Consider the following 13,500-nt stretch of genomic DNA (forward strand, 5'->3'; position numbering starts at 1 on the left):
TTGTCTCTGGTTATCGAAAGTATGTTCGATTAAACTTTGAGCATGGACAGTCGGGAAGCATGGCAACTGGATGGTGAGGGCCTCAAGGGTGAGGTTCTGGATCTGGTGCGCGCCCGACACGAGTTGCAGTCGCGGATGGTGTTGCTGATCGTGGAGATGTTTTCCCGGGACGTTCTCGGTGGAAAGGGTTTTCGGGCGATCGCTCAGTGGTTGCATGGTTCGACGAATCTGGAGATCGGTGAGTGCAGTCTGCTGGTCGGGTTGGCGCGGTTGTTGATGCTCGAACCTGTTGTCGGCGATGCGTTTCACCGCGGGGATGTTGATGCGTTGAAGGCGCGGCAGGTGGCGTCGTTTTGTCAGCATCCGCCGAAGAACATGACCCTGGCGGATGTGGACAAGGCTCGCGGGATCCTGCTTGGCCTGGCGTCGCAGAACATTGCCGATTGTGATGCGGTGCGGGCGGCGATCCGGCGGATCGAGAAGCAGTACGGCAAGCGTGAGGACGGCGTTCCGGTGGGTGAGGATTCGGAGCGTAACGAGTTCTACGCCTCGAAAGGTTTGTACGGGCGTGTGTCGGTGAAGGGTGATCTGGATGCGATCAACGGGGCCCGGTTGATCACGTTGCTGTCGAGCCTGTCTGCGCCGACACCGGAAAAAGACGGCGTGAAGGACACACGCACGCCTGCATTACGGCGTGCGGACGGGTATTGCGAGTTGTTGCGCCGGTACGAGCGGGCGGGGTTGGGTCCGATCGAAGGCGGAGTGAAACCGCACATCACGGTGACCGCGTCGGCAAAAGATATGACGGACCTTAAAGTTCTGAAAGACCTGTTGCCGTCCACCGAGGAACTGGGTTTCGCGTGGGCGGATTGGGTGGGCCCGATCAGTATAAATACCGCCCGGATGTTGGCGTGCGACTGCACCGTGACGCGGATCCTCCTGGACGAGAATGGTGTTCCGCTCGACTGCGGCAAGGAAGCGAGAACGGCGACGGTTCCGCAGCGGCGGGCGTTGGCGGTTCGTGATGGTGGTTGCGCGTTTCCGGGATGCGGGACACCGTCGGGGTGGTGCGATGCACACCATATCGTTCACTGGAACGATGGTGGCCCAACAGATCTCGACAACCTGATCTTGTTGTGCGGTCATCATCACCGGACGCTGCACCACACCGAATGGCGGGTCGAGATCGGCCCCGACCGAAAAACAGTGTTCTATCCACCGATGTCGATTGATCCGTTCCAGCGGCCCATCGGCGGGAACAGTCCGCCCACCGCGGCGTGAATCGCGACAACTGAAGACGTGAGCACCGGGGCACAACCATGCCCCGGTGCTCGAGCTCGCGTTTGGGAGTTTTGTGGCAGGGCGTCAGCTCAGTGACTTCTTGAACCCGACATGGGAGGCCACAAATCCGAGTCGCTCGTAGAAGTCGTGAGCTTCCTTGCGAGTTTGATCCGAGGTGAGCTGCGCCAGAAACGCGCCGCGCCGGGCACCTTCTTCGCAGGCCCATCGGATCATCGAACTGCCGATGCCTTTACTTCGGTAGTCCTCGTGGACGCGAACAGCTTCGATCTGCAGTCGCGTGGCACCCATCCGGCTCATACCCGGAATGAAGGTCAATTGCATTGTGCCGATTACCGCGTCGCCAACCAGAACGGTGACGAGAAGTTGAGCCGGATCCTCGTCGATTCGCTTGAACGCGTCCTCGTAGATCGTTCGGGCTTCGGGGTTGGTCGTCTCCCGGGTGCTGCCGATCGGGTCGTCGGCGAGCAAGTCGATCAGTGCCTCCACGTGTCGAATCTCGGCCCGCGTGAGGGTGTACTCCACTCCGCCGGACTGAAATGACGTCGCAATCATCGATGCTCCCCTGAAGAAGAATGAATGTCTGAAATGTCAGACTCTCACGAGTCTCCTCCAGCGCACTCGATCACGTCCAAAAACGCATGAGGGCGTTACCGAGCATGGCGTAGTAGTCGGACACACCGCTCAATTCGAAGATCCAGTAGATCGCGTCGAAGAAGACGACATTGATCTGTGGGACGAACAGGAGCGCAACCAGCAGGAGCAGTCCGTACGGCTTGAACTGGTCGAGTTGGTGCCGTGTATTGGGTGCGAGGCAGGGCTCCAGCGCGTTGTAACCGTCCAGACCCGGGACTGGGAGCAGGTTCAAAACTGTTGCCATGACCTGCAAGAAAGCCAGGAAACTGAGGCCGGCCCAGAACGTCAGATGCTCGGCCGATGAGCCGTACGTACGTATGACGACGAGGAGGATCACGGCGGCGGCGGCATTCGTGAACGGACCGGCCAGCGATATTCGGGCCTGCACCTTGGGCGGGAACATCCCGGTGCGCAGGTACACGGCGCCGCCGGGAAGCCCGATGCCGCCCAATGCGATGAACAGCACCGGCAGACCGATCGAGAGCATCGGATGGCTGTACTTGAGCGGGTTGAGCGTCAGGTAGCCACGAGCCTCGACGTCGGTGTCTCCATGACGCCACGCCAGATAGGCATGCGCGAATTCGTGCAAGCAGAGCGTGACCACCCAGCCGGCAACCACGAGGACAAAAACACCCGCGCGGCCCGCGATGGAACCCCACGTCGAGTTCCAAGCGACGATTCCGGCGATGACAGTGATCGCAACTACGCCGAGGAAGACAGGGCTCGGCCGAACCGCCGACCGTGCTGCTCCGGTTCTCACCTGACCAACAACCAAGTCTTGTCGTGCCGGTAGAAGGTCGAACGCTTCAGATCGCGTGGGTTGGCCACCCCATCGCGAACCAGTCGCGCTGCCGGCGAGCCCAGTTGAATGGCTCGGCCTTCCAGCCAGCGTCGCCCGCTCCAGCGGCTCTTGCGGTCGACTGATGCCTTGATCCCGGGGAGCTTGGGGCTCGGCACTATCCGGATGCCGGGGACTGTGCCGGAGAACAGCTTGTTGTCGTCGACGTAGGCCTCGCCGATCAGTTCGTCTGCATCCGCCGGACCCGTGACAGTTGCTGCGCCTACCAGCGCGATTCCAGCGTCGTCGCGAATGAGCGGCACGGTGTGGACTGTGCCTTTCAAGGCCGCGCGCGCAGCTCTTGCACCGGTCGCGAGTTTGTACGCGTCGGTTGCGTCGGACCTGTTCTCGGTGACGTAGGCGAGTTCGACGTTGAGTCGCTCCAATCGCATCAACCGCGTCAATGCCGCGGCAAACGCGCCGTCGTTACCCACGACGATCAAGCGAGGCTCCGTCACGACCTGCAGTTGGGACAGGGCCTCGTCGAAGTCTTGCTTCTCCGGAAGTTCAGGGACGGTGAACGACGTGAGTTCACCCAGGGGGAGTGGAACCGGCGAATCGCCACATTTGAGCACCACAGGGGTCAAAGCCACTCCTAGCTCGATCAAGACTTCTTCACGGGTAGTGGGACCTCGCCACCCTTCCCCGAAATGGCCGTCCGAATCACTGCCGACGATCTTAGTGCGAGTCTCTGTGTCGACTCGCAATCGTGATGGTCACCGGCCAAATTCTGGACCGTCAGGTCTGGTCTGATGCTCTGGGCTAGACTGCTCCTTCGGTCACTGCAACAGTTCGGCGCTGCATCATGTGCGCGGAAGCCAGGCAGTACCAATGCGGCGGGACAACTGCTGCACGTCGACCGTAGGAGACAACGTCATGCCGGCAATCGTCCTGATCGGCGCCCAGTGGGGCGACGAAGGTAAGGGCAAAGCTACAGATCTACTGGGCGAGCAGCTTCAGTGGGTCGTGCGATACCAGGGCGGTAACAACGCCGGACACACCGTGGTTCTGCCGAACGGTGACAAGTTCGCACTGCACCTCATCCCGTCCGGAATCCTCACCCCCGCCGTCAACAACGTCATCGGTAACGGTGTCGTCGTCGACCCGGGTGTGTTGTTGACCGAATTGGCAGGCCTGGAAGAGCGCGGCGTGGACACGTCCCGCCTGCTGCTTTCTGCTGATGCGCACCTGATCATGCCGTACCACGTGGCCATCGACAAGGTCACCGAACGCTTCCTGGGAGCGAAGAAGATCGGCACGACCGGCCGCGGTATCGGCCCGTGCTACCAGGACAAGATCGCCCGTGTCGGTGTTCGTGCCGCGGACGTCCTTGACGAGAAGATCCTGACCCAGAAGGTCGAAGCAGCACTCGAATTCAAGAACCAGGTGCTGGTCAAGATCTACAACCGCAAGGCACTCGACCCGCAGCAGGTCGTCGAAGAAGTACTGACGCAGGCCGAGGGTTTCAAGCACCGCATCTCGGACACGCGCCTGGAACTCAACCTCGCCCTCGAGCGCGGCGAGACCGTTCTGCTCGAAGGTTCGCAGGGCACTCTGCTGGACGTCGACCACGGCACGTACCCGTACGTGACCTCGTCCAACCCCACTTCGGGTGGTGCGGCGGTCGGTTCGGGAATCGGTCCCACCAAGATCACCACAGTGCTGGGCATCCTGAAGGCGTACACGACGCGTGTCGGTTCCGGTCCGTTCCCGACGGAGCTGTTCGACGATCACGGCGCATACCTGGCGAAGCAGGGCGGCGAGGTCGGTGTCACCACCGGACGCGCTCGTCGTACGGGATGGTTCGACGCTGTCATCGCGCGTTACGCGACGCGCGTCAACGGCATCACCGACTACTTCCTCACCAAGCTGGACGTGCTGAGCAGCCTCGACACCGTGCCGATCTGTGTCGCGTACGAGGTGGACGGTGTCCGCCACGACGAAATGCCGATGTCACAGAGCGACATTCACCACGCCAAGCCCATCTACGAAGAGATGCCCGGCTGGTGGGAAGACATCTCGGAGGCTCGCACCTTCGAGGAACTGCCGCAGAATGCGCAGAACTACGTGCTTAGGCTCGAAGAGCTTTCGGGTGCGTTCATCTCCTGCATCGGTGTCGGCCCCGGCCGCGACGAAACGATCGTCCGGCGCGAGATCGTCCGCTAGTTCGTTCCCTCGAAATCCCCGCTCATGCAAGCATGAGCGGGGATTTCGTGTTTCAAGCCAGCTTCGACAAGTGTGCGGTGACGGTCTTCCAGTCGGGAAACTTGGTGCTGCCGAACTTGATCCACTCGCCCTCGAATCGATCTGCTCCGTTTGCTCCGCGGTCGTCGACGAGGTAGTCGCCACGATTGAGGTGTTTGTGGTGCGAGAGGATCAGACGTTTGTATGCGACGCTGCCTTCCTCCATTCCGAGGTGCTCTTGGACCCACAGAACCTTGTCGTGCCAGGCTGTGGCGTTCTTCCACGGCGCTGTCGAGAGGATGTAGGTGTCGAACTGCTGTGCCAGTTGGTGGTAGGCGTCGATAGCGCCGTCGAGAGGATCCATGCGAGAGAAGATGTGCGGCGCTTCGTCGAGGTCGTTATTGTACTTCTCTCGGACGCTGTGGGTCAGGCGATCGATGCCCGACTGGAAGTTGACCAAGGTGTTGTCGAGATCGATATAGAGAATCTTTTTGGAAGCCGGCATGGGAACCCTCTCTGGAGACTTTCTGAGTGCGAAAAGAGTCCAGTTTTACCCAACTGGACTGAGATCAGTGAATTCTTCCCCCTGATCACAATCGCACGGGGGTCTGACAGCGTCGTTCTCGCGGTCTGAAGTCTTGTCGTGGAAGATGCCGCCGAGGGGTGCTGCCAGGCGAAACTGCTCCAACCGAATGTATGTACCTTCACCTTCGGCGGGCGCGAAGAAGTAGACGAGTGCCACGAAGAGTCCGATGCCGATCAGGGTTGCGAAGGTAGTCATGGACATATGATCAACTCGACTGGTATTGAGTTACATAGCCAAGTTGTCGATACTGGACTGCATGATGACTCGAGTTCTCGGTGCCCGTTCGCTTGCTCGCGATCTGGGATCCTGGCAGGAAGAGTCCGGACGCAGGCCCGCGTACCGTGCGCTTGCCGACGGTATCCGCCTGCTCGTGCACGACGGTCGCGTTCCGCTGGGAGTCGCACTGCCGAGTGAGCGTGAACTTGCGGCGGTACTCGAACTCAGTCGAACCACGATCACGTCGTCGTACTCGGTGCTGCGAGACGAGGGGTACCTGATCAGCAGGCAGGGGTCGCGAAGCACCGTGGCATTGCCTGCCGGCGCGCGGCCGAACGGGTTGATGTTCCGCTCCCATCAACCCGGGCCGAGTGGACCCGTCGTCGACCTCAGTTACGCGGCGATGGCAGCTCCCGCCGCTCAGGTCGAACTGGCGTATGCGTCTGCGCTGCAGGAACTTCCGAACTTCCTTCCCACACACGGGATGGAACCGGTCGGGATCGCCGACTTGCGTGACGTGATCGCGCAGCGCTACACGGCGCGGGGTCTTCCCACCACCGCCGAACAGATCATGGTGACCTCGGGTGCGCAGCACGCGCTTCGATTGTTGCTGTCGGTGCTCACCTCACCCGGCGAGCGAGTGCTGGTCGATCATCCGACGTATCCCAATGCGCTGGAAGCGATTCGGCGAAACGGCGCTCGGCCCGTACCGGTTCCGGTCCGACCGGAGTTCGCGGCAGCCGGAGCCTGGGATCTCGACGGGATTCGAAGTGCAGCAAGGCAAACCGCAGCCAGAATGGCATACCTGATCCCTGACTTTCACAACCCGACCGGCCTCTGCATGGACTCTTCCGGCCGCGCCGAGCTTGCGAAGATTGCGCACGAAACGCGAATGACTCTGGTCGTCGACGAGACGATGGTGGATCTGTGGCTCGACGCACCACCGCCGGCGCCGGTCGCCTCACATGGGCGAGGCGCAGCGAAAACCGAAGTGGTGACGCTCGGTTCGACCGCGAAGTCGCTGTGGGGCGGGCTACGTGTCGGTTGGATTCGCGCCGATGCCGCGCTCATCACCCAGTTGGTGGGGGCGCGTGCCGCGGTCGACCTCGGTACTCCCGTCATGGATCAGTTGGCAGCCGCCTACTTGCTCGCCGACGACCGCGCGTTGCTCGAACAGCGTCGCGAAGTTCTGCGAGAACAGCGTGCGGTACTCCTCGGTGCGGTGGCCGAGCATCTGCCGGACTGGCGTCCCACCATCGGTTCCGGCGGAATGTCGGTCTGGATGCGAATGTCCGCGCCCGTCTCGACGGCGTTGGCGGCGGTGGCACCCAACTTCGGCGTACTCCTTGCCGCCGGCCCCCGTTTCGGCGTAGAAGGTGCGTTCGAACGATTCATCCGCGTGCCGTACGCACGTTCTCCCGAGGACCTCATTCGCGGCGTTGCATCCATCGCCGCTGCGTACGACACTCTCGCGACGGATCGCGACACGGCAGACCAACGAATGGTCGTCGTCTGAGAACTGGGTACACACCCTGAAAGTGGTGTGAAACCAGGAGGTAGGGCATGACGGCGGTAGACGGTACAGGCGCAGCGGGAACCAGTGCGGCGGAAGCGCTCGCAGAACGATTGTTCGCGGCCACGCTCGGGGCATCGGAGCTGCAGGCCGTGTATCTGGGCGACCGGTTGGGCTGGTACCGCGCGCTGAGCGATCACGGCCCGCTCACGTCGACGGAGCTGGCGGACCGGACAGGGACCGTCGAAAGATATGCGCGGGAGTGGCTCGAGCAGCAGGCCGTCGCCGGTTATGTGGACGTCAATTCGGATGCCGATCGCCGGTACAGCCTGCCGCAGGCCCACGCCGATGTTCTGGTCGACGACGAGAACCTTCTTTTCCTGGCGCCGCTGGCGAGGCTGTTCGTCGCGACGACGTCGTCGATGCCACGTCTACTCGACGCTTATCGTCACGGTGGGGGAGTCACGTGGGAATCGATGGGCCCCGATGCTCGCGAGGGTCAGGCGCTACTCAATCGGCCGATGTATCTCCATCAGCTCTGTCAGCAGTTTCTGCCGGTAGTCACCGACCTGCACGCCACACTTTCGGACGGCGGGCAGGTCGCTGATCTCGGGATGGGGGAGGGCTGGTCGTCGATCGCGCTCGCCCTCGGATACCCGAAGATCGAAGTGCACGGCTTCGACGTCGACGCGGCGTCGGTGAACGCTGCCCGTCGTAACGCTCATGATCGGGGGGTGGACGACCGCGTGCATTTCTCGTTGGTCGACGTCGCCGGACAGGCTCCTGAGGCCGGGCGAGCCGATGCCGGGACCTACGACGCCGTCTTCGCTTTCGAGTGCCTTCACGACGTTCCGGATCCGGTGGGTTTTCTTTCCACGGCTCGGGCGATTGCCCAGCCGGGCGCTCCGGTGATCGTGATGGACGAACGAACGGCGGATGAGTTCGATCCCGAGGCGGGTCCGATCGAGCAATTGCTGTACGGATTTTCGCTGACCTGCTGCTTACCGGACAGTCTTTCGCATCCGGGAAGCATTGCCACCGGGACGGTGATGAGGCACTCGACACTCGAAAGCTATGCCAAGGCGGCAGGTTTCGAGCGGGTGGACGTGCTGCCGATCGAGCACGAGATGTTCAGGTTCTACAGGTTGGGCTGACGCCCCGTGCGCCTTTTTGGTTGCAGTAACTACCAAAAAGGCGCACAGGGGCCGAAGGCCCTAGGTCCAGACCGTATCGATATCCGTCGCCTCACGCGCTGGCGCAGCAGGCGTCGTGGTGGGCGTGCGCGAGAAGCGCGGTGCGGGAGCATGCTGGGTGACGCCGTCCAGTTCGATGAGCGAACCGCGAGCCGCGATGTGTTCGTTGGACGGAGCCTCGGCGAAAGTCAGGACAGGGGAGACGCAGGCGTCGGTGCCGAGGAAGATCTTGGCCCACTCGTCGCGAGTCTTGGACAGGAACTTTTCGGTGAATAGCTTCTTCATGTCGTCCCACTTGGACGTGTCCATCTGGTGAGGGAGCGTCGCGGGATCGAGTTCGAGGCCCTCGAGCAGCAATGCGTAGAACTGGGGTTCGATGGATCCGACGGCCATGTACTTGCCGTCGGAGGTCTCGTAGGTGTCGTAGAACGGAGCGCCGGTGTCGAGGAGATTGACGCCGCGCTCGTCGGACCAGACGCCGCGACCGCGGAATGCCCACATCATGTGGGAGAGCGCGAGGGTTCCGTCGACCATTGCCGCGTCGACGACCTGGCCCTTACCGGACGTCGAGCGCTCGACGAGAGCCGACAGAATGCCGAAGATCAGGAACATGGAACCGCCGCCGAAATCGCCGACCATGTTGAGCGGCGGGACGGGACGTTCACCCTTGCGTCCGATGGCGTTGAGGACACCGGTCAGTGAGATGTAATTGATGTCGTGACCGGCGGCGTTGGCGAGCGGTCCTTCCTGTCCCCAGCCCGTCATACGGGCGTAGACGAGGCGCGGATTGCGCTCCGAGACCACGTCGGGTCCGAGTCCCATGCGTTCCATGACGCCGGGGCGGAAACCCTCGATGAGGACGTCGGCGCGGCCCAGGAGATCGAGCACTTTCGCGACGTCGGCCGGGTCCTTCAGGTTGGCCTCGACGATGCGGCGGCCGCGCTTGATCTGGTCGGTTGCGTTCGAGTCCTGCGGAATCTGCCCTGCGCGCTGCACGATGACGATGTCGGCGCCCATGTCCGCCAACAGTGTCGCGGCGTGCGGGCCCGGTCCCAATCCAGCGAATTCCACGATCCGAATGCCCGCGAGCGGGCCCTTCTTCTCCACAGCTTCTGCAGACACACGCACTCCCAATTCAGACGGTGACAACACTTCTGACCCGACGGTAACGTGTCGAATCGATCAGGTGTGCTCCGGGGCACTGTGTCCACCGAGGGAGGCGCCGATCACTAGACGGCGGCACCCTCGAACTGAGCGTTGTAGAGACGGAAGTACGCGCCCGCCGCTGCGATGAGTTCGTCGTGTGTGCCCTGCTCGACGATCTTGCCCGACTCCATCACGACGATCAGATCGGCGTTACGGATGGTGGAGAGCCGGTGCGCGATGATGAAGCTGGTCCGCCCGACGCGCAACGCGGACATTGCTTGCTGCACAAGCTGTTCCGTACGTGTGTCGACCGAGCTCGTCGCCTCGTCGAGAATCAGCAGCGACGGCTCCGACAGGAATGCACGAGCGATCGTGATGAGCTGCTTCTCGCCGGAGCTGATGTTCGACGCCTCCTCGTCCAGCACGGTGTCGTACCCGTCCGGGAGGGTGTGGATGAAGCGGTCGACGAAGGCAGCGCGTGCGGCTTCGTGAATCTCGTATTCGCTGGCGTCGAGTCGGCCGTATGCGATGTTGTCGCGGATCGTGCCGCCGAAGAGCCAGGTGTCCTGCAGAACCATGCCGACGTGCTTGCGCAAGTCGGAGCGGCGCATCTGCGAGATGTCGACGTCGTCGAGAGTGATTCGGCCGGAGTCGACTTCGTAGAAGCGCATGAGCAGGTTGACCAAGGTGGTCTTGCCGGCACCGGTGGGCCCGACGATGGCGACCATCTGCCCGGGCCGGGCCGTGAGGTACACGTTCTCGATCAACGGCTTGTCCGGCTCGTACCGGAACGAGACGTTCTCGAACTCGATGTGACCGACGTTGCGATGACGTCCGGCGGGCTCGGGGAGAAGCGGCACGTCGATGTCGGGCGACTGCTCGGGTTCGTCGAGAAGCTCGAAGACCCGCTCCGCCGACGCGGCTCCGGACTGCAGGCTGGTCGACATGGACGCGATCTGCGTCAGTGGCTGGCTGAACTGGCGCGAATAGACGATGAAGGCCTGAACGTCACCGAGTGACATGTTGCCGCTGGCGACCTTGAGAGCGCCGACCACAGCGAGCAGCACGTAGGTGATGTTTCCGACGAAGTTCATGACCGGCATGATCAGGCTGGAGAGGAACTGTGCGCCGAAGGACGCGTCGAGGAGCTTCTTGTTCTGCTCGGCGAATTCACGCTCGGCTTCGGCCTGATGCCCGTACACGCGTACCAGGTCGCGACCGCTGTAGTTCTCCTCGATCTGCGCGTTGATCTTGCCCGTCTCGGTCCACTGAGCCTTGTACAACACCTGTGCTCGCTTGGCGACCCTGGCAACGAGGAGCACCGATACCGGCACCGCGATCAGGGCGATCAGGGCGAGCATCGGAGAGATGACGAACATCATCGTCAGGACGCCGAGGACGGTGAGCACCGACGTCAGGAGCGAGGTCAACGTCGACGACAGCGTCGACGAGATGTTGTCGATGTCGTTGGTGACGCGGCTGAGGATCTCGCCGCGCGGTGTCTTGTCGAAATACGGAAGGGGGAGACGGTGAAGCTTCGCCTCCACCGAGGCACGCAGGTTGTAGATGGTCTTCTGGACGATGATGTTGAGGAGGAATGCTTCCAACCAGGCAAGCAGCGACGAGAGCAAGTACACGCCGATCGCGAGCATGACGACTTTGCCGATGGCGTCGAAGTTCAGTCCCACACCGGGAACGACGTCGGTCGAGTTGGCGACAAGATCGGCGAACGTCGAATTCCCTGATGCCCGGATGGCGTCTGCGGCCTGCTCGCGGGTCAGTCCGGCGGGCAGGCTCTTGCCGATGAACCCGGCGAAGATGAGGTCTGTCGCGTGACCGAGGATTTTCGGCACTGCGACCGACAGCGCGATGCTGGCGATCGTCGCAACGACGACACAGAAGACCGCAAACTTGTGCGGCTGCAGAAGCGAGAGAAGCCGTTTCATCGTCGCCTTGAAGTGGCGAGGTTTGGTGTCAGTCGCGGTCAGCGCGGGCTTCGGCTCTTTGTCGGGGGTCTCGGGGTTACTCGACTTCGCATCCCCGTCCGCGGATTCAGGTTCGCTCGGGATCTTGGCGAACACCACCGTCGGGGCATCGTCGAAGTACTGGCTGTTGGGGCCGCCCCATGTCGGGTCCTGCGGGCTGGTCATGCGCTCATCTCCGCGGGAATCTGGGAAGCCACGATCTCTTGGTACGTCGGACAGTTGGCCAGAAGGAACTGATGGTCGCCGAGGCCGACCGGCGCACCGTCTTCGAGGACCATGATCTGGTCGGCATCGATGATGGATGCGACGCGCTGAGCCACGATGATGACCGTCGAATGAGTCGAAACCGTCCGGAGTTCGCGTCGGACCGCGGCGTCCGTATGCATGTCGAGAGCGGAGAACGAATCGTCGAAGACGAAGATCCGGGGTCTGCGGACCGCCGCTCTGGCGATGGCGAGACGTTGTTTTTGTCCGCCCGAGAGATTGCCGCCGCCCTGGGCGATCGGTGACTCGAGACCGTCGGACAGCTCTCGGACGAAGTCGTCTGCCTGGGCGATGGTGAGGGCTGCCCAGATGTCGTCGTCGGTGGCGGTCGGGTTTCCGTAGCGGATATTGCTCGCGATCGTGCCGGCGAACAGATAGGCCTTCTGGGGCACGTATCCGAAGTTGGCGAAGAGTTCGTCCTGATCCCAGCCACGGACGTCCAAGCCGTCGACCAAGACGGCGCCGGCCGTGACGTCGAACAGTCGGGGGATGAGTGAGACGAGGGTCGATTTGCCACTACCGGTACTGCCGACGATCGCGGTGACCGTTCCTGGCATGCATCGCATCGAGACATTCGACAGGACCGGCGTTTCAGCTCCCGGATACGTGAATCCGGCTCCACCGAACTCGACAACGCCGTAGGGGCTGGTCGGGCGAAGGGGCTGGGCCGGCGCGGGCACGGTCGGCTCGGTGTCGAGTACTTCGGTGATGCGGTCGGCACACACGGCCGCGCGGGGGATCACGACGGCCAACATGGTCGCCATGACCACGGACATCAGGATCTGCATGACGTAGGCGAGGAAGGCGCTGATCTGGCCGATCTGCATGTCTCCGGTATCGACCAGATGCGCGCCGAACCACAGCACCGCGACGCTCGACAGGTTGGCGATCAACATGACGGTGGGCAGCAGAACCGCCTGGTACCGGCCGATGAGGAGCGAAGTGTCGGTCAGTTCCTTGTTGGCCTTGTCGAAGCGGATCGTTTCGTCGGGTTCGCGAACGAAGGCGCGAATGACACGCATACCGGTGAGCTGTTCGCGCAGTGATCGATTGATGTTGTCGATCCGCGTCTGCATCGTCCGGAAATGCGGGATCAGCTTGGCCACCACGACCGAGACGGTGATGCCGAGCAGTGGTACCGAAATCGTCAGGAGCCAGGACATCTGCAGGTTCTCGCGCAGAGCCATGATGATGCCGCCGATGCACATAAGTGGGGCGCTGACGAGCATCGAGGACGTCAGCATGACCAGGGCCTGGATCTGCAGGACGTCGTTGGTGTTGCGTGTGATCAGCGTCGGCGCACCGAAACTGTTGAATTCGCGATCCGAGAAACTGCTGACTGCCTTGTAAAAGGCGCCTCGAACGTCGTGGCCGAAGCCCATCGACGATTTTGCAGCCAGATAGGTCGATGCGACCGACGCGATGATCGACGCAAGCGAGACCAGGAGCATGATCCCGCCGGTGGACATGATGAATCCGGTGTCGCCTCGGGCGACGCCGTCGTCGATGATCCGCGCGTTGAGTGTGGGGAGGACCAACGACGCGATGGCCCCGAAGAGTTGCAGTGCGAGGACCCCGGCAAGCAACCAGCGGTACGGCGGCAGGTACGTCTTGAGGAGTTTTGCTAGCACGACGGTTCC

Annotated in this window: 12 protein-coding genes; 4 read left to right on the top strand and 8 right to left on the bottom strand. The window is 62.3% G+C overall.

The genetic code is table 11. The annotated features are described in order from the left end of the window. Positions 1 to 42 precede the first annotated feature (42 nt). Positions 43 to 1,281, top strand: a complete 1,239-nt coding sequence (locus ATN38_RS15520; protein WP_218748216.1) for an HNH endonuclease signature motif containing protein — start codon at positions 43 to 45, stop codon at positions 1,279 to 1,281. An 84-nt stretch (positions 1,282 to 1,365) separates the two neighbouring features. Here the strand turns inward: ATN38_RS15520 and ATN38_RS15525 are convergent, their stop codons facing one another. The 3 genes from ATN38_RS15525 to ATN38_RS15535 form a co-directional block, all read right to left on the bottom strand. After that, positions 1,366 to 1,854: a GNAT family N-acetyltransferase gene (locus ATN38_RS15525; protein ID WP_007726792.1), complete on the bottom strand. Its 489-nt coding sequence runs from the start codon at positions 1,852 to 1,854 to the stop codon at positions 1,366 to 1,368. A 70-nt stretch (positions 1,855 to 1,924) separates the two neighbouring features. Beyond that, complete coding sequence (locus ATN38_RS15530) at positions 1,925 to 2,695, bottom strand: site-2 protease family protein (RefSeq protein ID WP_218748217.1); 771 nt, start codon at positions 2,693 to 2,695, stop codon at positions 1,925 to 1,927. After that, positions 2,692 to 3,366: a hypothetical protein gene (locus ATN38_RS15535; RefSeq protein ID WP_080726714.1), complete on the bottom strand. Its 675-nt coding sequence runs from the start codon at positions 3,364 to 3,366 to the stop codon at positions 2,692 to 2,694. Before ATN38_RS15535 ends, ATN38_RS15530 begins: the two co-directional genes overlap by 4 nt. A 283-nt stretch (positions 3,367 to 3,649) precedes the next feature. Between ATN38_RS15535 and ATN38_RS15540 the strand changes: the two genes are divergently transcribed. Continuing rightward, positions 3,650 to 4,939 carry an adenylosuccinate synthase gene (locus tag ATN38_RS15540; protein WP_003944351.1) on the top strand — a complete coding sequence of 430 codons (1,290 nt, stop codon included), beginning with the start codon at positions 3,650 to 3,652 and terminating at the stop codon, positions 4,937 to 4,939. Between the two features lie 52 nt (positions 4,940 to 4,991). Here ATN38_RS15540 and ATN38_RS15545 read toward each other — a convergent pair whose 3' ends face one another. Both ATN38_RS15545 and ATN38_RS15550 read right to left on the bottom strand, forming a co-directional pair. Continuing rightward, complete coding sequence (locus ATN38_RS15545; protein WP_218748219.1) at positions 4,992 to 5,462, bottom strand: hypothetical protein; 471 nt, start codon at positions 5,460 to 5,462, stop codon at positions 4,992 to 4,994. 45 nt (positions 5,463 to 5,507) lie between these two features. Further along, positions 5,508 to 5,738 carry a hypothetical protein gene (locus ATN38_RS15550; RefSeq protein ID WP_042924212.1) on the bottom strand — a complete coding sequence of 77 codons (231 nt, stop codon included), beginning with the start codon at positions 5,736 to 5,738 and terminating at the stop codon, positions 5,508 to 5,510. Between the two features lie 61 nt (positions 5,739 to 5,799). Here ATN38_RS15550 and ATN38_RS15555 point away from each other — a divergent pair, with 61 nt between their 5' ends. Further along, entirely contained in the window at positions 5,800 to 7,275 is a 1,476-nt protein-coding gene (locus ATN38_RS15555) for a PLP-dependent aminotransferase family protein (RefSeq protein ID WP_218748221.1), read from the top strand. Between the two features lie 47 nt (positions 7,276 to 7,322). Then, positions 7,323 to 8,426 (top strand): bifunctional 2-polyprenyl-6-hydroxyphenol methylase/3-demethylubiquinol 3-O-methyltransferase UbiG, encoded by a 1,104-nt coding sequence (locus ATN38_RS15560; protein ID WP_003944389.1) that lies wholly within the window; start codon positions 7,323 to 7,325, stop codon positions 8,424 to 8,426. A gap of 60 nt (positions 8,427 to 8,486) precedes the next feature. On the opposite strand, the gene ATN38_RS15565 is transcribed toward ATN38_RS15560, so the two are convergent. The 3 genes from ATN38_RS15565 to ATN38_RS15575 all read right to left on the bottom strand — a co-directional run bounded on the left by ATN38_RS15565 (position 8,487) and on the right by ATN38_RS15575 (position 13,491). Continuing rightward, entirely contained in the window at positions 8,487 to 9,587 is a 1,101-nt protein-coding gene (locus ATN38_RS15565) for a CaiB/BaiF CoA-transferase family protein (RefSeq protein ID WP_042924245.1), read from the bottom strand. Between the two features lie 107 nt (positions 9,588 to 9,694). Next, positions 9,695 to 11,761 carry an ABC transporter ATP-binding protein gene (locus tag ATN38_RS15570; RefSeq protein WP_042924214.1) on the bottom strand — a complete coding sequence of 689 codons (2,067 nt, stop codon included), beginning with the start codon at positions 11,759 to 11,761 and terminating at the stop codon, positions 9,695 to 9,697. Beyond that, positions 11,758 to 13,491, bottom strand: a complete 1,734-nt coding sequence (locus ATN38_RS15575; RefSeq protein WP_218748223.1) for an ABC transporter ATP-binding protein — start codon at positions 13,489 to 13,491, stop codon at positions 11,758 to 11,760. The genes ATN38_RS15570 and ATN38_RS15575 overlap by 4 nt, the downstream gene beginning before the upstream one ends. Positions 13,492 to 13,500: the final 9 nt, after the last annotated feature.

It is taken from the genome of Rhodococcus sp. FH8 (genome assembly GCF_019266085.1).
Taxonomy (GTDB): domain Bacteria; phylum Actinomycetota; class Actinomycetes; order Mycobacteriales; family Mycobacteriaceae; genus Rhodococcus_F; species Rhodococcus_F qingshengii.